Genomic DNA, 22,331 nt, shown 5'->3' with positions numbered 1-22,331 from the left:
AGTTAATGGCCAGACCCTTGCGGATCTGGCCGTATGTTTTCGCCAAAGAGGCACGATCACAAGATGATCTGACGAAAAACCCGACCTTCTTCAGCCGCGCGCTTCGCTGATCAGGCGCAGGATGTCCTGAGCGGCCTCGGGAATGTTGGTGCCCGGGCCAAAGATGGCCTTGACCCCATGATCATAAAGGAACTGGTAATCCTGTTGTGGGATCACCCCTCCGCAGATCACGATGATGTCCTCGGCCCCGGCCTTTTTCAGCTCTTCCACCAGTTGCGGAGCCAGTGTCTTGTGCCCTGCCGCCTGCGAGGAAATGCCGACCACATGCACGTCATTGTCCACCGCGTCCTGCGCGGCCTCGGCCGGGGTCTGGAACAAGGGGCCAACGTCCACGTCAAACCCGATATCGGCAAAGGCAGTTGCAATCACCTTGGCCCCACGGTCATGGCCGTCCTGCCCCATCTTGACCACCAGCAGACGCGGGCGGCGGCCTTCGGCCTCGGCAAACTCCTCGATGGATTTCTGGATCGCGGCAAAGCCTTCGTCGCCCTCATAGGCCGCGCCATAAACGCCGGCCAGGGTTTTCACTTCGGCGCGGTGGCGGCCGAATTCCTTTTCCATTGCCATGCTGATCTCTCCTACGGATGCGCGGGCACGGGCGGCCTCGACGGCGGCGGCCAGCAGGTTTCCGCCCTCTTGGGCAGCCTTGGTCAAAGCGTCCAGCGCCTGTTGGCAAGCGGCTTCGTCACGGGTCGCACGGATACGTTCCAAACGCGCGACCTGCGCTTCGCGAACCGCCACGTTGTCGACGTCCAGAATGTCGATCGGATCTTCCTGTTCCTTGCGATATTTGTTGACCCCGACGATCACCTCTTCGCCACGGTCGATCATCGCCTGGCGGCGCGCGGCGCTTTCCTCGATGCGCAGCTTGGGCATACCACTGGCCACGGCCTTGGTCATGCCGCCCATTTCCTCGACCTCTTCCATCAGGGCCCAGGCTTTCTCGATCAGCTCATTGGTCAGGCTTTCGACGTAATAAGACCCCGCCAGCGGGTCGACCACATCGGTCACGCCGGTCTCTTCCTGCAACACCAGCTGCGTGTTCCGGGCGATACGCGCCGAAAAGTCGGTGGGCAGCGCAATCGCCTCGTCCAATGCGTTGGTGTGCAACGATTGAGTCCCGCCCAGAACCGCGCTCATCGCCTCATAGGCGGTGCGGATCACGTTGTTGTAAGGATCCTGTTCCTGCAACGAAACACCTGACGTCTGGCAGTGGGTGCGCAGCATTTTTGACCGTTCAGATTTCGCGCCGAACTCGGTCATGACCCGGTGCCACAGCGTGCGCGCGGCGCGCAGTTTGGCGATCTCCATGAAAAAGTTCATGCCGATGGCAAAGAAGAACGACAGCCGGCCTGCGAACTTGTCCACGTCCATCCCGGCCTGTGTTGCTGCACGGACATATTCGCGCCCGTCGGCCAGGGTATAGGCCAGCTCCTGCACCAGATTCGCGCCGGCCTCTTGCATGTGATAGCCCGAGATCGAGATCGAGTTGAACTTGGGCATCTCGTTCGAGGTATACTCGATGATGTCCGAGATGATCCGCATCGAGGGCTCGGGCGGATAGATATAGGTGTTGCGCACCATGAATTCCTTCAGAATGTCGTTCTGAATGGTGCCGGACAGAACCGATTTGTCGTGCCCCTGTTCCTCTCCTGCCACGATGAAGTTCGCCAGAATCGGGATCACCGCGCCGTTCATGGTCATCGAGACCGAGACCTGATCCAACGGAATGCCGTCGAACAGGATTTTCATGTCCTCGACACTGTCGATGGCCACACCGGCCTTGCCCACGTCACCGACGACACGCGGGTGGTCGCTGTCATAGCCGCGGTGGGTGGCCAGATCGAAGGCAACCGAAACACCCTGCTGGCCCGCCGCCAGATTGCGGCGATAGAAGGCGTTGGATTCTTCGGCGGTCGAAAAGCCCGCATATTGACGGATCGTCCACGGACGGCCGGCATACATCGTGGCTTTCACACCGCGTGTAAACGGACCAAAGCCCGGCAGCGAACCCATATGCGGCAAACCAGCGGTGTCTTCCTGCGTATAGAGCGGTTTGACCGCAATGCCTTCCAGCGTCTCTTTGGTCAGATCGTCCAGCGGACGCCCGCGCAGCTCTTTCTCGGCCAGCGCTTTCCAATCCTTGGTGTCGGTCATTTCGGTTTCCTCTTGTCAATTCGGATGGCGGCAGTCGAAAGCTTCCGCATTGAGGTCTTGCGCTTGGCCGTTTCATTCAGCCGCAAGCGCGACATTTTGAGTGTTTGGTACAAATCGTCGGTCGCAATCGGTGTCACAGAGGCTATATTCGAAGGAACAGGAGGCCACATGACACGCACGCTTGCCTTTGTTTTCTTGGCACTAATCCCGATGTCTGTCTGGGCGGCGGATGGCACGGCGACGACGGATGACAGTTTTGTCCGCCCGGTGGGTGACAGCGAACTCAGCGAGTTTCTTTGGGTCAACCGACCTATCGTAGTCTTTGCCGACACGCCGGCGGACCCGCGGTTCCAGCAACAGATCGACATGCTGGTCGAGGGCGAAGCCGCAATGCGTGAGCGTGACGTGGTGGTTCTGACCGACACCGACCCATCGGCGCGGTCTCCGATCCGGTCACAGCTGCGCCCGCGCGGGTTCCAGATGGTATTCGTCGACAAGGACGGCGTGGTCAAACTGCGCAAACCTTCTCCGTGGAGCGTGCGCGAGATTGGCCGATCCATCGACAAGACCCCCCTGCGCGAACGCGAAATCCGCGATCGGCGCGAAGGCGGCTGACCGCTTTCGCCACCCCGAAAGGCCCCGGCACAGAATGCCGGAGGCTTTGACGGGTATGGCAAAAGCGCGGTCATGATCACTCGAACTCGATGATCACTTCGTCCACGGCGAGACTGTCGCCGGGGCCTGCATTGATCTTGGCAACGATGCCCTTCTTCTCGGCGCGCAGGATGTTTTCCATCTTCATCGCCTCGATGGTGCACAGCGCTTGACCTTCCTGCACCTCCTGCCCCACTTCGACGTCGATCTTCACGACCAGGCCGGGCATCGGGCACAGCAGCATTTTCGAAGTGTCCGGCGGCAGTTTTTCAGGCATCAGCCGCGCCAGTTCGGCCTGACGCGGGGTTCGTATCTGCACCTTGAGATCCGCGCCGCGGTTACGGATGCGGAACCCGCCCGAGATCTTGCCCACCTTCATGACCAGCGGCGCTTCATCGACCGTCATGACGGCAAGTTGATCACCCGGTGTCCAATCACCCGTCACCCGCATTTCCTGACCGTCGTCAAACCTAATCGTGGCCCCGTCCTGATCCGCGTTAACCTTGACGGGCCACTGGATCTCGCGCCCGAAGGAAACAACCCAATCGGTGCCGACCTTGCGTTCGTGATTATCCATCCGGCCCGACACGCGGGTCCGGCGAATTTCTGCGACGCGATGCATGGCTGCACAGGACGCTGCAATCCGGCGCAGGTCTGCCTCGGCCAGTTCGACGCCCTCGAACCCGTCGGGGTATTCCTCGGCGATGAAGGCCGTGGTCATATCGCCGCTGATGAATTTCGGATGATCCATCACGGCGGACAGGAACGGCAGGTTGTGGCCAATGCCTTCAACCTCGAAACTGTCCAGCGCCACGCGCATCGCCTCGATCGCCTGATCACGGGTCGGAGCCCAGGTACACAGTTTGGCAATCATCGGGTCGTAATACATGCTGATCTCACCGCCCTCATAGACGCCGGTGTCATTTCGAACAGCAACATCGCCTTCGGGCGCATCCCCCTGCCATTTGCCGTTGGCCAGCATCGGTCCGGCTGCCGTCTCCTGCGGCGGGCGATACCGGGTCAGACGGCCAATCGAGGGCAGGAAGCCGCGATACGGATCCTCGGCGTACAGGCGGTTTTCGATCGCCCATCCGGTCAGTGTCACGTCGTCCTGCGTGATCGACAGCTTTTCACCCGCTGCTACGCGGATCATCTGTTCGACCAGATCAACGCCGGTGATCAGTTCGGTGACAGGGTGTTCAACCTGCAAACGCGTGTTCATTTCCAGGAAATAGAAGTTCTTTTCACCGTCAACGATGAACTCTACCGTTCCCGCGCTGGAATAGCCCACGGCCTTGGCCAGGGCCACCGCCTGTTCCCCCATGGCTTTGCGCGTCGCTTCGTCCAGAAACGGCGACGGCGCCTCTTCCACGACTTTCTGGTTCCGGCGCTGGATCGAGCATTCGCGCTCGCCAAGGTAGATGCCGTTTCCATGACTGTCGCACAGAACCTGAATTTCGATGTGGCGCGGTTGGGTCACGAATTTCTCGATGAAGATCCGATCATCCCCGAACGAGCTTGCGGCTTCGTTCTTTGACGACTGAAAGCCCTCGCGCGCCTCGTCGTCATTCCACGCGATCCGCATGCCCTTGCCGCCGCCGCCGGCGCTGGCCTTGATCATGACAGGATAGCCGATCTCGTTCGAGATTTTGACCGCCTCTTCCGCGTCTTCGATCAGCCCCATATATCCGGGAACCGTCGACACATTCGCGTCCTGCGCGATTTTCTTCGAGGTGATCTTGTCGCCCATCGCCTCGATCGCGCCTTTCGGAGGACCGACGAAACCCACACCTTCGGCTTCCAGCGCCTCGGCAAACTTGGCGTTTTCGGACAGGAAACCATAACCGGGATGGACCGCCTGCGCGCCGCTCTGGCGGATGGCGTCCATCACCTTGTCGATAACGATATAGGACTGGTTTGCAGGTGGCGGGCCGATATGGATGGCTTCGTCCGCCATCGACACATGCAGCGCGTTCTTGTCCGCGTCTGAGAAAATGGCGACGGTGCCGATACCCATCTTGCGGGCGGTCTTGATAACCCGGCAGGCGATCTCGCCCCGGTTGGCGATCAGGATCTTATTGAACATGGAACGTCCTTTGGCTTGGTGTTCTGGAAACGCAAAACGCCGCCGCAGGGAACAATCCCCACGACGGCGTGATGCGCGATGACGGGCGGGACGACATGCGCCCCGCAAAATATGCGTTAGTTACAGGTGTTCTGTGTCTTGCAGTACAGCACGTTGCCCGCCGCGCCGACTGCTGCGCCAAACAACGGGTCCGCGTTGAGGACGGCCGCCCCCACTGCCCCGGCACCTCCGCCGAGGATTGCCTGTTCGCCCGTGGTGTCTCCGCAGGCGGCCAGACCCGCGCAGGTCGTCGCAACAAGGATGAAGCGTGAGAATCGCATAGTATCTGCCCTTTTTGGTTTCTTGGTCCTTTTCGGGTCAGATGCGCGAAACACACCCTGTTATTCAATATCAACGGACGCGCCGGCGATTTTTGTGCGGGATTTTGCCTCTTTTTGTCCGTGACAGGCAAAAAGAAAAACGCGGACAGGACTATGTGGGGAACACAAGCCTGCCCGCGCAAGGAAGGGGTACGGAATAGTAGGTGCATGTGCGGCGCAGGCAAAATAGAGCCGCACGGCTCATCCAGTTTGCACAGCACAATATTGCCGGCAAACACAGTATTGTTTCCAATCGGGATTTCGGCTGGAATCTGCCCACACCCGGAAATGCCGCGCAACTTCGCGCCTATTCCGGTTCGATACTGCTCGGGCGTTTGAGGCCGCTTTACCGTCACAGTTTCGTGACAGATCAAGCCGCTTCCCGCGCGTTTCGCGGTTGCAGCATCACGACTCTCGGTCAGCGTTGGACATACAGAACCGCCTTGCGCCAATGCGTTATCCAAGCGGCTCAAGACGTCGTGTTTCAGCGCAGTAAAAAACACACATTTACTTGAAAAATCAAAGCCTTCACTTCCCATTCTCGTGATTTCCCAAGGTTTGCACCTCGTGAAACGGTCCTTGTGCACACTCGCACTCAAAGGAACACCCACATGACGAAGACTAGAAAAAAGGCACTCCTGCTTGCTGCCTCTGCGCTTTGTGTGACCAGCACGCTTGCCTTTGCTCAGGATGCCCAAACCCAAGCCGAACTTGACGCCTTGCGCGCCCGGGTCGAGGCGCTGGAATCCGCCAGTGCCAGCCCTGCCAACGGTGACTTCCGCATCGGTAACACCGTTCTGGACGTTTATGGCTATGTAAAGGCCGACTTCTTCTACGATTTCGAGTTCGATCAGGGCGACACGGCGTTCGTGAATGTCATCGGGGAACCGTCGGCCGCGACCGATGGTACATTTGGTGCCACCGTCCGCCAATCGCGGATCGGTCTGCGCACCACCACCCCAAGCGGTATCGGCGATATCGGCGGACAATTGGAACTGGATCTGTTCGGTTCCGGCGGAACGGCCGAATTGCGTATACGGCACGCCAATATCACCATCGGTGACAACTGGCTGATCGGACAGACCTGGACCAACTTCATGCCGCTGGACACCTACCCGACCTCGGTGGAATTCAACGGCCCCGTTGGTATCCCTTTCGCACGGGTACCGCAGGTTCGCTATACCAACTCTTTCGGAACGAACACGTCCTTCGCCGTTTCGATCGAAGAGAATGTCGGCGGTTCGAACTCGGACGATCCGGTTTTGACCGCATCCGCCGAATACAATGACGGGACTTATGTCGCACGTGTGTCCGGCCTTTATGGCAAGGCGGAATCCGGCAATGTCGAAGTTGATCAGACCGGGTTCACGATATCCGGCTCGGTTCGCCCATGGCAGGGCGGTCTGTTCCAGGTCAACTATGTGAACGGCGAGGCACTCGGCCCGTACCTGATCGGCCTTGGTGATCCCATCGTGAACGGCCAGGCCAATGACGTGGATGGATACACCATCGAATTCCGGCAGGATCTGAGCCCGAAATGGAATGTTGGCATTGCATACGGCAAAGAAGACTATGACCTGCCGACCTCGACCGGAACCCTGTCGTTTACCGAACTGGAAACGATCCACGTCAACGCATTTTACAAGGCAACCGAGGATCTGACACTCAGCGCCGAGTACATCTATGGCGAACGGAACGACGCGCCGACCGGCAGAACCTTTGACGGAAGCCGCGTTCAGCTGGCCGCTCAGTTGAACTTCTGACGCCGCACACGGATCCTGCCCGGTTTCGGGCAGGGTCATCCCGAAACCGGTCTTGAAGGGCTGATATGCGGCGGCCTGGATCACGATCAGCCTGTCCCGTCGATTACGTCGGGAAAGGACGCACGGGCGGCGTCCACATCGATCACCAGCATCGCGTCATAGCTGGCCGGATCAAAAGGATCTTCCGCCGGGATGACTTCGCGCCCAAAAAGCCAGCTGAGACGTCCGGCATCCAGGTTGCCCCTCTCGAACGGCTGATCGCCGAAATGCGCCCAAAGGGCCTCCATGAAGGCGGCATCGGCACGTTTGTCCGCCGGTTTGCGATCCCGGAACCGTTCCCGCCGCGTCAGCGGCGTCACACCCTTGGGATTGGCGCGGCGAATAGTGAACTGAAAATCGGTGCCTGAAAGACGCCCTGGAAACCCGCGATGTTTCAGCATGGCGACACTCCACAGCTTTGTTTTGCAGTCAAAAATAGTTCGAACCCGAACTTGGATGGGATCATGTTGCGCACCTCCAAAGCCGCACCGTTGGTCTGAGAAGCTTTGACGTCATGACAGCGTGAGTTCATGGTCAAAGCCCTTCCCAGATACACCGGGACTGCTCCAGCCGGTAGGCTTCAAAATACTGTGTCGCGTCCGGAGCGGTGTCGCCGAATTCCACCGGGCGATCAGACAGGGAAATGACAACTCTGGATGGCTGCAATTCGTGCAGAGCCACATAAGGAACGGCAAGAACCTGGCACAGATGCTCCATATCCCTGGACGCCACATCATAGCCGATCCGTCCCACTGATGCTCCGATCTTCGGGGCGACAAATCGAAAGCGCACCCAAAGCTCACCGGGGTTGTTGTCCAGCAGGACATCGCTCAGATGCACGGGCTGACCGGACGGTACCGGCAACGAACTGTCTGTCTGGGCAAAAATAGGAGCGCCTAGCGCGCACAATACCAGACATATGGCACGATCCCGGACCCACCGAAGGCAGGCTCCTCCTTCCGGGATCGCGCGCGCAGTGCTTTTGGCCTGCGCGGTTCTATGTCTGACGGGTCGGATCATTCAACTATTTGTCGCTTTTTGTCAATTCCGCCGCAATTTTGAGCATTTCCTGCTCAGAATCGGACTACCGGTGCCAACAACCGGGGCGGACAACGCCGCCCCGAATGGGTCAAAGCGGAATATTGTCGTGCTTTTTCCATGGGTTCTTAAGCTGTTTGCCGCGCAAACTGGCAAAGGCTCTGGACACGCGCCGGCGGGTCGAATGCGGCATGATGACTTCGTCGACGAACCCGCGTTCGGCGGCGACAAAGGGGTTTGCAAACCGATCTTCATAATCGGCGACATGCTGTGCGGTCTTTTCCGCATCATGCAGATCTGCCCGGTGAATGATCTCGGTTGCACCCTTGGCACCCATCACCGCGATTTCGGCAGTCGGCCAAGCATAGTTGAAATCGCCGCGCAGGTGTTTGGACGCCATAACCACATAGGCACCGCCATACGCCTTGCGCGTGATCACCGTGACCTTGGGCACGGTCGCCTCGCCATATGCATAAAGCAGCTTTGCGCCGTGCTTGATCACGCCGCTATATTCCTGCTGTGTGCCCGGCAGAAAGCCCGGAACATCGACAAGCGTCAGGATCGGAATTTCGAAACAGTCGCAGAACCGCACGAACCGCGCCGCCTTGCGCGAACTGTCGATATCCAGACATCCCGCCAAAACCATCGGCTGGTTCGCCACCACACCTACGGTCTGACCTTCCAGCCGGATAAAGCCGGTGATGATGTTCTTGGCGAAATCTTCCTGAATTTCGTAGAAATCGCCTTCATCGGCTATTTTGGTGATGAGTTCCTTCATGTCGTAGGGCGTGTTCGGATTGTCCGGAACCAGAGTGTCCAGCGAATCCTCGATCCGGTGAGGGTCATCAAAGAACGGGCGCACCGGAGGTTTTTCGCGGTTGTTGAGCGGCAGGAAATCCACCAGACGGCGCACTTCTGCCAATGCTTCCACATCGTTTTCGAACGCGGCGTCGGCGACCGAGGACTTCTTGGTGTGGGTCGAGGCGCCACCCAGTTCTTCAGCCGTTACAACCTCGTTGGTAACAGTTTTGACCACGTCGGGGCCCGTCACGAACATGTAAGACGAGTCCTTGACCATAAAAATGAAGTCAGTCATCGCGGGGCTGTAAACCGCACCGCCGGCACATGGGCCCATGATTACGCTGATCTGCGGAACCACACCCGAGGCCGTGATGTTGCGCTGAAACACTTCGGCATACCCGGCCAGCGAAGCCACGCCTTCCTGGATTCGCGCACCGCCCGAATCGTTGATTCCGACAATTGGTGCTCCGTTTTGCACCGCCATATCCATGATCTTGCAGATCTTCTGGGCATGCGTCTCGGACAGCGACCCACCAAAGACCGTAAAGTCCTGGCTGAACACATAGACCATGCGGCCGTTGATGGTACCCCAGCCGGTGACAACGCCATCACCTGCAGGTTTTTGTTTTTCCATTCCGAATTCGGTGCATCGATGACTGACGAACATGTCGAATTCTTCAAAGCTGCCCTCATCCAGCAACAACTCGATCCGCTCTCGCGCCGTCAGTTTTCCGCGCGCATGCTGGGCATCAATCCGCCTCTGCCCGCCGCCCAGTCGTGCGTCGTTGCGGCGGTTTTCCAACTCGGAAAGGATGTCTTTCATGACGATTATCCCCTGTAAAATTTGCCGGGACCCTACCCCTTTGCGCCTCTCATCCAAAGCCCTTTTCGGCAAATTTGCAAATATTCAGCAACAACAATCTGGATAACTGTAAACTTGCAAAGTCTCTTATTGAGATCGCTGGATTGCTGGCAATCCCAAATTCCATGACTATACATGTGAACCATGCAGTTCAGCTCTCGCGCGGTTCGCCGCACACCACCCACATTGGCGACACTGGTATTGCTCGCGGGCTTGTCTGCGCTGAGCATGAACCTGTTTCTGCCGAGCCTGCCGAACATGGCCGCGTATTTTGGCGCCGATTACAAGGTCATGCAGCTGTCGATCGCGCTGTATCTTCTGGTCAATGCCGTTCTGCAAATCCTGATTGGGCCGCTCGCCGACAAGGCAGGTCGCAGGCCAGTTCTGCTGTGGGGGATCGGCTTGTTCCTGCTGGCCACGCTTGGATGCATCTATGCCCCCAACGTTGAAATCTTTCTGGCGTTCAGAATGTGCCAGGCGGTCGTGGTTGTCGGCATGGTTCTCAGCCGGGCCGCGGTAAGGGATATGTACGATCAGGATCAGGCGGCATCGATGATCGGATATGTGACAATGGGTATGGCCGTGGTCCCGATGATCGGCCCGGCGATCGGCGGGCTGCTGGAGGAAAGCTTTGGCTGGAAAGCGAATTTCTGGCTGCCTTTCGCCCTGGGTGGATTGACGCTTGCCTTGACCTTTGCGGATTTTGGCGAAACGTCAGCGAAAAGCGGCAAGACCCTTGTTCAGCAGTTCAAGGAATACCCTGAACTTCTGACCTCGCCACGGTTCTGGGGCTATTCACTGTCCTGCGCGTTGTCTTCGGGCACCTTCTTTGCCTATCTCGGTGGCGCGCCCTTTATTGGAACCGAACTGTTCGGACTAAGCGCGGCACAGGTCGGCATATATTTCGGTGCACCGGCAGTCGGTTATTTTGTTGGCAACTTTCTGAGCGGTCGTTTTTCCATGCAGATTGGCATCAACCGGATGGTGCTGTGGGGCAGCCTGCTGAACGCTTTGGGTGTCGCGCTTTCAGCATCCTTGTTCCTCACAGGTCTGGGCACCGCACTCAGCTTTTTCAGCTTGATGACCTTTGTGGGCGTCGGAAACGGCATGGCCATTCCCAATGCCACTTCCGGCGCATTGTCTGTTCGTCCGCATCTGGCCGCAACCGCCTCGGGGCTGAGCGGCGCAATCATGCTGGGGGGCGGCGCGGGCCTGAGCGCGCTGGCAGGCACCCTGCTGACCCGGGAAACCGGAGCCATGCCGTTGCTCTGGCTGATGCTCACCTCCGCAGTTCTGGCGATTTTCGCAATTGGATCCGTCATTCGGCGAGAGCGTCAATTGGGGCTGTGACCACTTGCCCCGAAAACTTTGCAAAGTTAGTCTTCCAAAATAGAAAACTTGCAAAGGTACCTCATGGCCACCCAAAAGCTCTATGCCGGCGCGAAACTGCGTGAAATGCGCACGCGACTGGCCCTGACACAACGCGAATTCGCGGCGAAACTGGGTGTTTCACTCCCATATCTGAACCAGATGGAGAACAACAACCGGCCGATCTCTACCACGGTTGTGTTGGCTCTGGCACAAGAATTCGGCATGGATGTCACCGAGCTCAGCACCGGCGACAGCGAGCGACTGGTGTCGGACATGCGCGAAGCTTTGGCCGACCCGGTTTTTGCGGATATTCTGCCGCCACTTGCCGATTTACGCCTGACGGCATCAAACGCCCCGGCATTGGCCCGCGCATTTATCGAGCTGCACAAAACCTACCGGCAAACGCATGAACGCCTCGCGTCACTGGACGAAGCTTTGGGGCGGGAAGACGCCCGAATGCAGGCCAGCCCTTGGGAAGAGGTGCGGGACTTCTTCCACTATTGCGACAACTATATCGACGCCGTGGACCGGGCGGCAGAGCTGTTCGCCAATCGCGCGGAAAACCCGGGCAGTATCCGGCAGGCGGCTTTGAACAGCCTGACTGAGCGCGGCATTCAAGTGATGTTCTCTGACATCGCCCCTTTGCGCACCTATGACGCTGAAAGCAAAATCCTGCGCCTTTCCTCCCGCTCGACTCCGCAAACGCAAGTGTTTCAACTGCTGTTGCAGGTCGCATTGATCAGTCAGGACAAGCTGCTGGAAGCGACACTGGATTTTGCCAAGTTCCAAAGCGAAGAGGCACGGTCCATCGCCAAGATCGGCCTCGCCAATTATTTCGCCGGCGCTTCCTTGATGCCCTATTCCGCATTCCTGACCGCCGCTCAGGAAGAGCGCCACGATCTGGAGCTGCTCAGCAACCGGTTCGGCGCATCGATTGAGCAGGTTGCGCATAGACTGTCGACGCTGCAACGCCCCGGTGCAAAAGGTATCCCGTTCTTTTTTGTCCGCGTGGATCAGGCCGGAACAATCACGAAACGGCACTCGGCCACGCGTCTGCAATTTGCACGGTTTGGTGGCGCTTGCCCCCTTTGGAACGTGCATCGGGCCTTTGAAACGCCGGGCCATTTCCTTCGGCAACTGGCAGAAACGCCGGATGGTGTGCGTTATATCTCGCTGGCTCGGGATGTGTCGAAATCAGGTGGTTCATTCGGCGCACCGGTCAGGCGGTACGCAATTGCGCTGGGGTGCGAGGTACGCCACGCCCCGGCGCTCGTGTATGCCGACAACCTCGACATAAACAACGCCAGCGCTTACGAGCCCATCGGCATTTCCTGCCGCATCTGCGAGCGGCAAAACTGCCATCAGCGCTCGGTCCCGCCGCTGGAACGTCGGCTCAGCATCGACACCCATACGCGCGGCACCCTGCCATACGAAGTCACCTGAGTTCGTATGGCCAGAAATTAACCGGGGGAGCCCCGACCGGGGCCGGGAAAGGACAGGGACAGTATCCCCCGGCCATAATGTTCAGGCCTTGGACAAAATCGCCCAGATTTCGTCTTTCAGCGCTGCCCGCTTCTTGCGCAAATCAACTTCGGCCAGGTCTTCCATGGGTTCGACGTTGGTTTCAGCCCGATGCACAACGCGATTGACCTCGTGATACTCATCAGCCAGACGGGCAAAATGCGCGTCCGTTTGCTTGAGCTGGCTCATCAGTTCAACCTTGTCCGGAAACTCTTCGGCCAGTTCATGCGGGGTGTGGGACATGTCTGTTCGCTCCTTAATATGTCGTTGCATATCAGTGGTAGAAGCGTGACGCGCCGCCCACTTTGACGCGGATCAATTTCATACAGTAAAAATTCAGAATTCAGCGTCGCGCAGCACGCCAACCCGCTGCACGTGCTTCGGCAGCAGAGCAAAACCATCGCTCGCCCTTGGCTGCGCTGATCCGGGTCTTGGAATAGTACCTCTGGCCCGGTTCGTGAAAGATCCTTTCGCCCTTTGACGAAACATTTCCTTTAATAATGCATACATCAGAGGATTTCGGTTTCTTGCGCGCCCTGTGCACCCAAGGCACCTGAATCTGAGTTTTGTGCAATCCCCTGCTTCCAGTCTTCGCAACCCGCTCGGCGCCTGCATACGTGTCCGAATACTTGCGGTACGCAAAGGCCAAGCCCTGCTCTACAATCTGGGTGGCGACGTCTTCGCGCTCCACGCTGCACCGAGCAACGATGCGACCGTAGCGATCCCGATCCACCGGGACACATGTGGTCATCCGTCCCTGAAACTGCTTCTGAACCATATGAGTGGCCCACGCCCCGCACGGCCAGCTTGATCCGTCGGAATCCTGACAGGTCTGATCCAGTTCGGGCGCATCGATACCGTGCAGCCGCACCCGAACACCACCGACATTCCAGGTGTCCGCATCGATTACGTGAACCCGACCCGCAAGGTGCTCTGCGGCATGGGTCAGACCTGGCAGCAGAAGAACAAAGGTTAAACAAATCCTTAACATGCCCCCGATATGCGCGGTATTTCACGCGCATTCAACCGGGGGCCGTTTGGAAAGGTTAACGTTGAGCGGTTGCCCAGTTGGGGTGAATCCACGGACGATCATTGGCCTTCGGCAACGGATCTTTGCCCAATAGCGAATCCGACACTTTTTCACCCACCATGATAGACGGCGCATTGAGGTTGCCGTTGGTGATCTGCGGAAAGATTGAACTGTCCGCAACGCGCAACCCGTCCACGCCGATGACACGGCCTTGGGGGTCGACTACCGCATTCTTGTCATCCGCGCGCCCCATCCGACACGTACCGCAGGGGTGATAGGCGCTTTCCGCATGCTCCGCGATAAAGGCGTTCAGCTCTTCATCCGTTTTGACAGCGGAACCGGGCTGAATTTCCTTGCCCGCAAAGGGCTTGAAGGCGGCTTGCCCAAAGATTTCGCGGGTCAGCCGGATACAGGTGCGGAAATCCTCCCAATCCTTTTCATGGCTCATGTAGTTGAACTTGATCACCGGCGCATCTGCGGCTTGGGCAGAGCGCAATGTGACCGCCCCGCGTGACGGGGACCGCATCGGGCCGACATGCGCCTGGAACCCGTGCCCCTCGGCAGCGGCCTGCCCATCATAGCGCACCGCTATCGGCAGGAAGTGGTATTGAATGTCGGGGTATTCCACGCCCGGCTTCGACCGGATGAACGCAGCGCTTTCGAACTGGTTCGATGCGCCCAGTCCCGTTTTGGTAAACAGCCATTGCGCCCCGATCAGGCCCTTGCTGAACAGGTTCCAGTGCTTGTAGAGCGTGATCGGTTGCAGCGACGCCTGTTGGATATACAGCTCTAGATGGTCCTGTAGGTTAGCACCAACCCCCGGGCGATCCGCCACGACGTCGATCCCATGCTCGGCCAGATGCGCCGCTGGGCCGATACCGGACAACATCAGCAGCTTGGGCGAATTGATCGACGATGCCGCCAGAACAACTTCGCGCCGGGCCTTGATGACCTCTTTCCTGCCGCCACGGATCAGTTCGACCCCAGTGGCGCGGCCGTTTTCCATGACAACCCGAGACGCAAGACCGCGCACGATATCGCAATTGTCGCGCTTGAGCGCAGGTTTCAGATAGGCATTCGCCGCAGACCAGCGCCGCCCTTTCCAGACGGTCTGCTCCATCGGGCCAAAGCCTTCCTGCTTTTCACCGTTGTAGTCGCCCGTGACTTCGTAACCGGCCTGCTGACCGGCATCCACAAAGGCCTGAAACAACGGGTTCTCGCGCGGGCCGCGCGACACGTGCAGCGGACCGTCAGTGCCGCGCCATGCCGGATCGCCCCCGTGGCCGCCGTCGTGCCAGGTTTCCATCCGTTTGTAATAAGGCAAAACATCCGCGTAAGACCAACCGTCAGCCCCCATCTCGGCCCAGGTATCGAAATCGCGCGCGTGGCCGCGAACATAGACCATGCCATTGATCGAGGACGACCCGCCGATCACCTTGCCGCGCGGACAGGCCAGGCGGCGGTTGTTCAGGTGCGGCTCGGGCTCGGACTGATAGCCCCAGTCATAGCGCGACATGTTCATCGGATAGCTCAGCGCCGCCGGCATCTGAATGAACGGCCCCATATCGGTGCCGCCGTGTTCGATCACCAGAACCGAGGCCCCGGCCTCGCTCAGACGATATGCCATTGCGCAGCCTGCGGACCCTGCGCCGACGATGACAAAATCTGCTTCCATTTCCACAACTCCTGCCCCGCCGAGAAGGTTGGATGCCTCCGGCGGGAGTATTTTCGAAAAGATGAAGAGGTTATTCGCCGCGTGGGAACCGGGCGTTTTCCTCGACGATGTTCAGATCCATGTGATTGCGCATGTAGCGTTCCGACGCTTTTTGCAGCGGCTGATAGTCCCACGGGTAGTATCCGCCCTGCCGCAGCGCTTCGTACACAACCCAACGCCGCGCCTGGCTGGCACGGACTTCGGCGTCGAAGCGATCCAGATCCCAACGGGCCTCGGATTTGGCACGCAGTGTTTGCAGCGTACCTGCGTGTTCGGGGCTGTCTGCCAGATTGTTCAGTTCGTGCGGGTCGGCCTCAAGATCAAACAACTGATCAGGGTCCAGCGCACAGCGGTTGTATTTCCACTTGCCATATCGCAACGAGACCAGCGGCGCGTAGGATGCCTCGGCCGCGTATTCCATGGCTACCGGTGTGGTTCGTTCCTCGCCCAGTGCCAACGGCACGAGGTTTTCGCCATCGGTCCAGGGGGCAATCTCGGCCATGTCTACGCCGGCCAGCGCCCCTAGGGTCGGCGTTACGTCAATTGTTGACACCGGAGCATCAATCCGGCCGGCGGGCAGATCAGGCGACGCGATCATAAGCGGCACTCGCGCCGAACCTTCGTAGAAGTTCATCTTGAACCACAGCCCGCGTTCACCCAACATGTCCCCGTGATCCGAAACGAAAAGGATGATCGCCTCTTGCCGGGTGGTTTCCAGCACTTCGAGGATTTCGCCTATCTTGTCGTCCAGATAGGAAATATTGGCGAAATAGGCGCGGCGCGACTTGCGAATGTCTTCCTCGGTGATGTCGAAGCTACGCCAGTCGTTGGCATCGAAGATCCGCTTGGCGTGAGGATCCTGGTTGTCATAGCCGATATCAGCGATTTCGGGCAGCAGATGCGCGCAATCCTCGTAAAGGTCCCAGTATTTGCGCCGGGCGACATAGGGATCATGCGGATGGGTGAAGCTGACGGTTACGCACCACGGGCGATCATCCTTGCCGCGTGCCAGATCATAAAGCTTGGCCTTGGCGTTGTAGGCGACCTCGTCATCATATTCCATCTGGTTGGAAATCTCGGCAATACCCGCGCCGGTGACGGACCCCATGTTGTGATACCACCAGTCGATGCGTTCACCCGGCTTGCGGTAATCCGGGGTCCAGCCGAAATCGGCCGGGTAGATGTCGGTGGTCAAGCGGTCTTCGAACCCGTGCAGCTGATCGGGGCCGACGAAATGCATCTTGCCCGACAGGCAGGTGTAATAGCCCGCGCGGCGCAGGTGATGTGCGTATGTGGGGATATCGCTGCGAAACTCGGCCGCGTTGTCATAGACGCCGGTGCGCGACGGCAATTGACCGGACATGAAGCTGGCCCGCCCGGGCGCGCACAAGGGCGACGCCGTGTAAGCGTTGGCAAACCGGGTTGACCGTTCTGCCAGTTTCTTCAGGTTCGGAGCGTGAAGCCAATCAGCGGGACCGTCTGGAAAGAGAGTCCCGTTGAGCTGATCCACCATCAGGATCAGAATGTTCGGTTTTGTCATTTTTCAGCCTCGAGCAGAGTGTTGAGCACACGCATCGCGTGGTTCACGGCCAGTTGCGGTTCTTCAGGGGCGCTGAGTGCGGCGCGGATGTACAGACCGTCAATCAGGGCAACCATGTTCTCGGCCGCCTCCTGCGGGTCAGCCAACTTGTGCCGCAGGGCGTGGGTCAGATTGGATTTGATGCGGGCCTGATAGATCTGCCACAGGCGCAGGGCATCATCATTTGTCTGAGCCAGCACATAGAAGGTCATCCATGCCGCGATCACATCGGGTGTGAAACAAGAAGGCGCAAAACACGCCCTGACGATCGCCTGCGCCCTTTGGTCCGGCGTAGCCGCTTTCAGCTCGCCCCTTGCTTCTTCGCCGAAGTCCGACAGGATCCGGCGCATGGCGGCCAGAAAGATCTGATCCTTGCCGCCGAAATAGTGATGCGCAAGCGCGCTGGACATGCCCGCACGTTTGGCAATCTGACTGACGGTTACATCAAGGGATTTCTTCACGCCCAGCTCAGCGATTGTCGCGCGAACAATCGCATCCCGGCGGATTGGCTCCATTCCGACTTTTGGCATCGTTCTCCCCTTGAGCAGGCGTCACGGGACCACGCTAGGGGGTTTTTATTGACTCGTCAATTAATGAAAAATCAGAGAGCGATGTCGTTACAGCTTCGGCGCAATACTCGGAGGCGTCAAGTCCTTGCGGTTCAACACGAATTCGCGCCACGATATAAAGCTCACGGCGGCAAGGATCAGCGTGCCGCCCGCGACAACCCACACGTCAACGCTTTCATGGAAAACCGCGGCGCCCAGGATCGTGGCCCATATCAGCTGAAGAAACGTCACCGGCTGCGTGACGGCCACTGGCGCCGCCTGAAGCGCCAGGGTCATGAAATAGTGCCCGGCGGTCGCAAAGCTGGCCACCAGAAAAAGAACCCCGATATCCCGCAGGCTTGGCTGCGTCCAAACGGCGATCGCAAAGGGTATCAAGGCAATGGTCACCCAGATCGACAGATGTGCCACAACGACGGCAGGCGGTACGTCTCGCACCAGAATCTTGGCCAATAAATACGACCCCCCAAGGGTCAGGGCCGTTCCCAGCATGGCCAGATGGCCTGATGACACTTCGCGAAACCCGGGCCGCAGGATGATCAGGACGCCAACCAGAGCGACCAAAATCGCAGCAATCCGGCGAAAGGCCAGCTTTTCGCCCAAAAACAGGGCCGCCCCCAGTGTGACGTAAACCGGAGTCATGTAATTCATGGCTGTAACTTCGGCCAGTGGGATCTGTGTCATCGCAAAGAACCAGAGCATGACCGCAACCGCATGCACGACGCCTCGCAGACCGAACAGCGTCAGCAGGCGGGGGGTCAGATGCGTCGCCATGATCGACCGCATGGCCGGCAACAGAAACACCAACCCCAGCACATATCGCAGAAAGGCGGCCTGGATGGAATTCATCGATGTGCCCAGCGACTTCACCAGCGCGGTCATCACAACAAAGGACAAGCCGGCGGCGAACATCCAGAACATGCCGGCAAGCGGACGGGACGATACGGTGGATGAAGTCATGTTCAAGGTTGAACACCGAAACCCGGCCGGGAACAACCCTTCACATGGTAACAAGTTTCAACGCGATACCCAACATGACCACGCCAATCCCTGCGTCCAGCACCTGCCACGCCCTGGGGCGCGCAAAAACAGGCGACAGGATGCTTGCCCCATAGCCAAGCGAAAAGAAGAATACAAAGCTGGATGTCATCGCGCCGAGGGCGAAACCAAGCCGGTCGTCATATTGGGCCGAGATCGAGCCGATCAGCACGACCGTATCCAGATATACATGCGGATTCAGCCAGGTGAACGCGAAAACCGTCAGCAGCGCAGCCTTGAGGCTGGTTCGCTTGCCATTGCCGATTTCCATCACCGAACCACCCAGCCAGGACGACCGAAGACTGCGCAAGCCATACCAGGTCAGGAATGCCGCCCCACCGTATCGCATCACGGTTTCGAACCAGGGTGCGGCCTGTGCCAGTGTGCCAAAACCTGCTACGCCTGCTCCGATCAGGATGGCATCAGACACCGCGCAGGTCAGGCACAGAAAAAACACATGCTCGCGCCGCAGGCCCTGCCTCAGAATAAAGGCGTTCTGCGCCCCGATGGCGAGGATCAGGCTGAAACCCAGCGCGAAACCGGCGATCACGGATGTAGGCATGGTATCTCCTGCGTTGCCTTTGCGTTGACTATTGGCCGCGATGCGATCTATCAAATTAAAGATGTTGCCCTCAGATAAGTTTTGCTAATGCTGCTGGATCCTCACCAATTGGCCGCTTTGTCAGCCATTCTACGCCATGGCAGCTTTGATGCGGCGGCGGCGGAACTGGCTGTAACCCCTTCGGCGATATCCCAGCGGATAAAAGCGCTGGAGGATCGCGTGGGCGCCTCGCTCATCCATCGGGGAACCCCTTGCACCGGAACGCCAGCCGGGCAGCGCATCGCACGTTACGCTGAAGATGTCGGTCTGCTCGAGGCGCAGCTGGCACGGGAGTTGGCTCTGGTACAAGAACCCGGGTCCGCAAGGGTTCGCGTTGCGGTACCCGCCGACATTCTGGCCACCTGGTTCATTGACGCGATGGCGCGGGTGCCCGACCTGCTGTTCGACCTTGTGATCGACGATCAGGATCATTCTGCAGACTGGCTGAGGCGCGGCGAGGTCAGCGCCGCCGTCACTGTCGGCGGACAAACCGTGAGCGGTTGCGACGCGATTGAGCTGGGCGTGTTGAGGTATCTGCCCACCGCCAGCCCGGAATTTGTCAACACCTGGTTCAAGAACGGCGTGACCGAGGAAACCCTCAGCAAAGCGCCTTGCCTTGTCTTCAACAGGAAGGACGGTCTGCAAAAAGCGTGGATCGCACATCACACCGGCAAACATCTGTCACCGCCTTTCCACTTCCTGCCATCTTCGCAAGGGTTCGTTGATGCCGCAATCGCCGGAATTGGCTGGGGCATGAACCCCGCAGCCCTTGTGCAAGACGCCATGGCGCGCGGACTTCTGAGCCCGATCGTTCCAGATGCGCCACTGGACATCGCGCTCAGCTGGCAGGTCGGGCGGGTTCTTGCCCCGGCGCTCAAACCCCTTACACAGGCAGTCCAGCATGCTGCGCAACGGGTTTTACTACCGTCACAAGGCAAATAGTCAGACTCATTCGATTGGAGGAACCAATGTTCTCGCGCGACGCCCTCAGTTATGACCCCATTCCCCTGCCCGACCGATGCGAGATCAGTGATGCGGACATGCAGGACGCGGCAGTGGCTTTTTTTGAAAAGATGCGGCGACGTCATACCGTTCGGGACTTCTCCACGCGCCCGGTGGCTCGTGACGTGATCGAAACCTGCCTGCGCACCGCGGGAACGGCCCCGTCAGGTGCAAACCACCAGCCCTGGCATTTTGCTGCCATCTCGGACCCCAAGCTGAAACTGCGCATCCGCGAGGAAGCCGAGGAAGAAGAGCGTCGCTTTTACGCGGGAGCAGCGGGCGATGAATGGATCAAGGCTCTGGAACCCATCGGGACAAACGCAGTCAAGGAACATCTGACCATCGCCCCGTGGCTGATCGTGGTCTTTGCCCAACGCTGGGGGCAATTCGAAGACGGGACGCGGTACAAGAATTACTATGTGCCAGAAAGTGTGAACATTGCCACCGGCTTTCTGCTGGCGGCGTTGCATCACGCCGGTCTCAGCACATTGACACATACCCCGAATCCGATGCGATTTCTGACCGATGCGCTGGGTCGGCCCGCTTCAGAGAAACCGACAATGATCATCGCAGTTGGACATCCCTCGGAAACCGCGACCGTGCCGTCCGTTGCAAAGCTGAAAAAGCCCCTGGACGAGATTTCTTCCTTTTTCTAGGCGGAGCCGCATCAGCCCTGTGTGCCAGAGGCGTCCTTTCGGCCCGGCGACATCGTCAGATAGCATGTCACGCAGGCCACCAGGCTGGCCGCGACTATGAACCCGACGGCCAATGCAACCTCGTGCATATGGGCGACCGCGGCCAGAGCCGCCGAAAGCAGCACCGCCAACAAACGGGCAAAAGACTTGATCGCGGCTGATCCCTGAACGCGCTGTTCCTTGGGCGCGACGTCCAGGAAATAGAGCTTGCGTGCGCTGCTGATCCCGGTCACCGCAACGGTGACGACAAACAGCGCGATCGCGTGCAGATGCACATCGTGATCGATACCCAAGTCGTGAAATGCCAGAAGAACACCGCCCGTTGCGGCCACCATCAGTGTCCCGACCACCATGACGGCACGATGAGACTTCATGTTTACAACCTGCCACAAAGGCCCGGACACAAGATAGCCCGAAGCAGATGAAACAATCATCGCAGTCAGTCCCTTGGCCGAGCTGTGATGCGCCTCGGCCGCGATCAGCGCGAAGAACGGGACAGAGAGCGAAACAGCCACCAAGAGCATTCGCATGACCATGTAACGCCGAAACCACGAGTATTCGAACATGCCCAGAATACCCCGGGCATTGGCCTTGAACGACAGCTTTGCTGTGGGTCCGGTCTTGTTTGCCGACTCCGCCGAGCGGGCATTCTCTGTCATGGCCAGCATCAAAAGCCCTGACAGCATGAAGAACGCAACCGATACACCGATCATGGTTGAGTGGCGTGAAAAAGGTGGGTTTTCCCTGGTGATCTGATGCACCAGCATGGCAAGACCGATGGCACACAAGCCTCCGCCCCCAAGTTGCAGGTAATGCAGGACCATGCGCGAACGCGAGTGGACATGATCGCCCAGCAGATCGGTGAACATCAGGTTCTGAACCTCGTCCACAAGACCGATCACGAAAAATACCGCCACGAACACCACTGCGATCAACGGAACGATCCCGGTCGCGGCGGCCACCATCGCCAAAACCAGACAGGATCCGATGATCGCTTCGGTCAGGGCAATGGCGCGTTTCTTTTGCGATTTCGCCGCGACGGATTGCGCCAGAAAGAAATCGGAAATCATGCTGCCAATCATTCGCACCGAAACCAGCGCGCCCGCCACGAACATCGGCAATTCGAATGACACGGCCAGAAACGGCAAAACCACCGATGGGCTGCCCAGAGTCCACGCAACCTGAGACACGATACTCTGCCCAGCAAGAACCGGCACGTTTCGCTTGGCCTTTTCAGCAGTCGCATCCATCGCGGATCTTTCGGTGGTGTTGTCCCGGAAATTCCGGGTTTTTCCAGCCTATGCGTTTCGAAGGGTTCAGCCAACAACTCTTCAAAACTGTCCGGAAACGAAAAAACCCGGCCGTTGAGCCGGGTTTCGCCGTCAAGATCCGCAA

20 protein-coding genes are annotated in these 22,331 nt (G+C 58.7%); 6 read left to right on the top strand and 14 right to left on the bottom strand.

Annotation, left to right across the window (positions count from 1 at the left end; translation table 11 throughout):
- Window positions 1-90 precede the first annotated feature (90 nt).
- Window positions 91-2,217, bottom strand: a complete 2,127-nt coding sequence (gene scpA / locus GS605_RS01765) for a methylmalonyl-CoA mutase (RefSeq protein ID WP_171630890.1) — start codon at window positions 2,215-2,217, stop codon at window positions 91-93.
- Window positions 2,218-2,385: 168 nt separating this feature from the next.
- On the opposite strand from scpA, the gene GS605_RS01760 reads away from it, so the two are divergent.
- Window positions 2,386-2,832 (top strand): DUF4174 domain-containing protein, encoded by a 447-nt coding sequence (locus GS605_RS01760; protein ID WP_171362466.1) that lies wholly within the window; start codon window positions 2,386-2,388, stop codon window positions 2,830-2,832.
- Window positions 2,833-2,908: 76 nt separating this feature from the next.
- Here GS605_RS01760 and GS605_RS01755 read toward each other — a convergent pair whose 3' ends face one another.
- A complete protein-coding gene (locus GS605_RS01755) occupies window positions 2,909-4,957 on the bottom strand; it encodes an acetyl/propionyl/methylcrotonyl-CoA carboxylase subunit alpha (RefSeq protein WP_171722881.1) in 2,049 nt (682 codons plus the stop codon).
- A gap of 116 nt (window positions 4,958-5,073) precedes the next feature.
- Window positions 5,074-5,277 (bottom strand): hypothetical protein, encoded by a 204-nt coding sequence (locus tag GS605_RS01750; RefSeq protein WP_152458720.1) that lies wholly within the window; start codon window positions 5,275-5,277, stop codon window positions 5,074-5,076.
- A 650-nt stretch (window positions 5,278-5,927) separates the two neighbouring features.
- Here GS605_RS01750 and GS605_RS01745 point away from each other — a divergent pair.
- Window positions 5,928-7,079 carry a DcaP family trimeric outer membrane transporter gene (locus GS605_RS01745; protein ID WP_171630886.1) on the top strand — a complete coding sequence of 384 codons (1,152 nt, stop codon included), beginning with the start codon at window positions 5,928-5,930 and terminating at the stop codon, window positions 7,077-7,079.
- A gap of 86 nt (window positions 7,080-7,165) precedes the next feature.
- Here GS605_RS01745 and GS605_RS01740 read toward each other — a convergent pair whose 3' ends face one another.
- From GS605_RS01740 to GS605_RS01730, 3 genes are all read right to left on the bottom strand, one after another.
- A complete protein-coding gene (locus GS605_RS01740) occupies window positions 7,166-7,519 on the bottom strand; it encodes a hypothetical protein (RefSeq protein WP_152458722.1) in 354 nt (117 codons plus the stop codon).
- Window positions 7,520-7,652: 133 nt separating this feature from the next.
- Complete coding sequence (locus GS605_RS01735) at window positions 7,653-8,138, bottom strand: DUF6497 family protein (RefSeq protein WP_171722880.1); 486 nt, start codon at window positions 8,136-8,138, stop codon at window positions 7,653-7,655.
- 109 nt (window positions 8,139-8,247) lie between these two features.
- Window positions 8,248-9,780 (bottom strand): acyl-CoA carboxylase subunit beta, encoded by a 1,533-nt coding sequence (locus tag GS605_RS01730; protein ID WP_171630880.1) that lies wholly within the window; start codon window positions 9,778-9,780, stop codon window positions 8,248-8,250.
- 183 nt (window positions 9,781-9,963) lie between these two features.
- Here GS605_RS01730 and GS605_RS01725 point away from each other — a divergent pair, with 183 nt between their 5' ends.
- Both GS605_RS01725 and GS605_RS01720 read left to right on the top strand, forming a co-directional pair.
- Complete coding sequence (locus GS605_RS01725; RefSeq protein WP_171722879.1) at window positions 9,964-11,169, top strand: multidrug effflux MFS transporter; 1,206 nt, start codon at window positions 9,964-9,966, stop codon at window positions 11,167-11,169.
- A 63-nt stretch (window positions 11,170-11,232) separates the two neighbouring features.
- Window positions 11,233-12,633, top strand: coding sequence for a short-chain fatty acyl-CoA regulator family protein (locus GS605_RS01720; RefSeq protein ID WP_152458726.1), 1,401 nt, complete (start codon window positions 11,233-11,235; stop codon window positions 12,631-12,633).
- 81 nt (window positions 12,634-12,714) lie between these two features.
- Here GS605_RS01720 and GS605_RS01715 read toward each other — a convergent pair whose 3' ends face one another.
- From GS605_RS01715 to GS605_RS01685, 7 genes are all read right to left on the bottom strand, one after another.
- Window positions 12,715-12,954 carry a YdcH family protein gene (locus GS605_RS01715; protein WP_152458727.1) on the bottom strand — a complete coding sequence of 80 codons (240 nt, stop codon included), beginning with the start codon at window positions 12,952-12,954 and terminating at the stop codon, window positions 12,715-12,717.
- Between the two features lie 100 nt (window positions 12,955-13,054).
- The gene (locus tag GS605_RS01710) at window positions 13,055-13,702 is read right to left on the bottom strand and encodes a thermonuclease family protein (protein ID WP_171722878.1); all 648 of its coding nucleotides are present in this window, start codon (window positions 13,700-13,702) and stop codon (window positions 13,055-13,057) included.
- 55 nt (window positions 13,703-13,757) lie between these two features.
- The gene (gene betA, locus GS605_RS01705) at window positions 13,758-15,416 is read right to left on the bottom strand and encodes a choline dehydrogenase (RefSeq protein WP_171722877.1); all 1,659 of its coding nucleotides are present in this window, start codon (window positions 15,414-15,416) and stop codon (window positions 13,758-13,760) included.
- Window positions 15,417-15,486: 70 nt separating this feature from the next.
- A complete protein-coding gene (gene betC, locus GS605_RS01700) occupies window positions 15,487-16,995 on the bottom strand; it encodes a choline-sulfatase (RefSeq protein WP_171722876.1) in 1,509 nt (502 codons plus the stop codon).
- Window positions 16,992-17,564: a transcriptional regulator BetI gene (gene betI / locus GS605_RS01695; protein WP_171630867.1), complete on the bottom strand. Its 573-nt coding sequence runs from the start codon at window positions 17,562-17,564 to the stop codon at window positions 16,992-16,994. Before betI ends, betC begins: the two co-directional genes overlap by 4 nt.
- 87 nt (window positions 17,565-17,651) lie before the next feature.
- Window positions 17,652-18,560 carry a DMT family transporter gene (locus GS605_RS01690; protein WP_171227849.1) on the bottom strand — a complete coding sequence of 303 codons (909 nt, stop codon included), beginning with the start codon at window positions 18,558-18,560 and terminating at the stop codon, window positions 17,652-17,654.
- A 40-nt stretch (window positions 18,561-18,600) separates the two neighbouring features.
- A complete protein-coding gene (locus GS605_RS01685; protein ID WP_171114801.1) occupies window positions 18,601-19,200 on the bottom strand; it encodes a LysE/ArgO family amino acid transporter in 600 nt (199 codons plus the stop codon).
- Window positions 19,201-19,287: 87 nt separating this feature from the next.
- Between GS605_RS01685 and GS605_RS01680 the strand changes: the two genes are divergently transcribed.
- The gene (locus GS605_RS01680) at window positions 19,288-20,181 is read left to right on the top strand and encodes a LysR family transcriptional regulator ArgP (RefSeq protein ID WP_171722875.1); all 894 of its coding nucleotides are present in this window, start codon (window positions 19,288-19,290) and stop codon (window positions 20,179-20,181) included.
- A gap of 26 nt (window positions 20,182-20,207) precedes the next feature.
- On the top strand, window positions 20,208-20,897 hold the full coding sequence (locus tag GS605_RS01675; RefSeq protein ID WP_171722874.1) for a nitroreductase family protein: 690 nt from the start codon (window positions 20,208-20,210) through the stop codon (window positions 20,895-20,897).
- Between the two features lie 11 nt (window positions 20,898-20,908).
- Here the strand turns inward: GS605_RS01675 and GS605_RS01670 are convergent, their stop codons facing one another.
- Entirely contained in the window at window positions 20,909-22,186 is a 1,278-nt protein-coding gene (locus GS605_RS01670) for a permease (protein WP_171722873.1), read from the bottom strand.
- Between the last annotated feature and the right edge of the window lie 145 nt (window positions 22,187-22,331).

Source organism: Ruegeria sp. HKCCD7559, from assembly GCF_013110575.1.
Taxonomy (GTDB): domain Bacteria; phylum Pseudomonadota; class Alphaproteobacteria; order Rhodobacterales; family Rhodobacteraceae; genus Ruegeria.
Note: the sequence above shows the minus strand (reverse complement) of the source record. Positions and strands in the feature narration are given on the sequence as shown.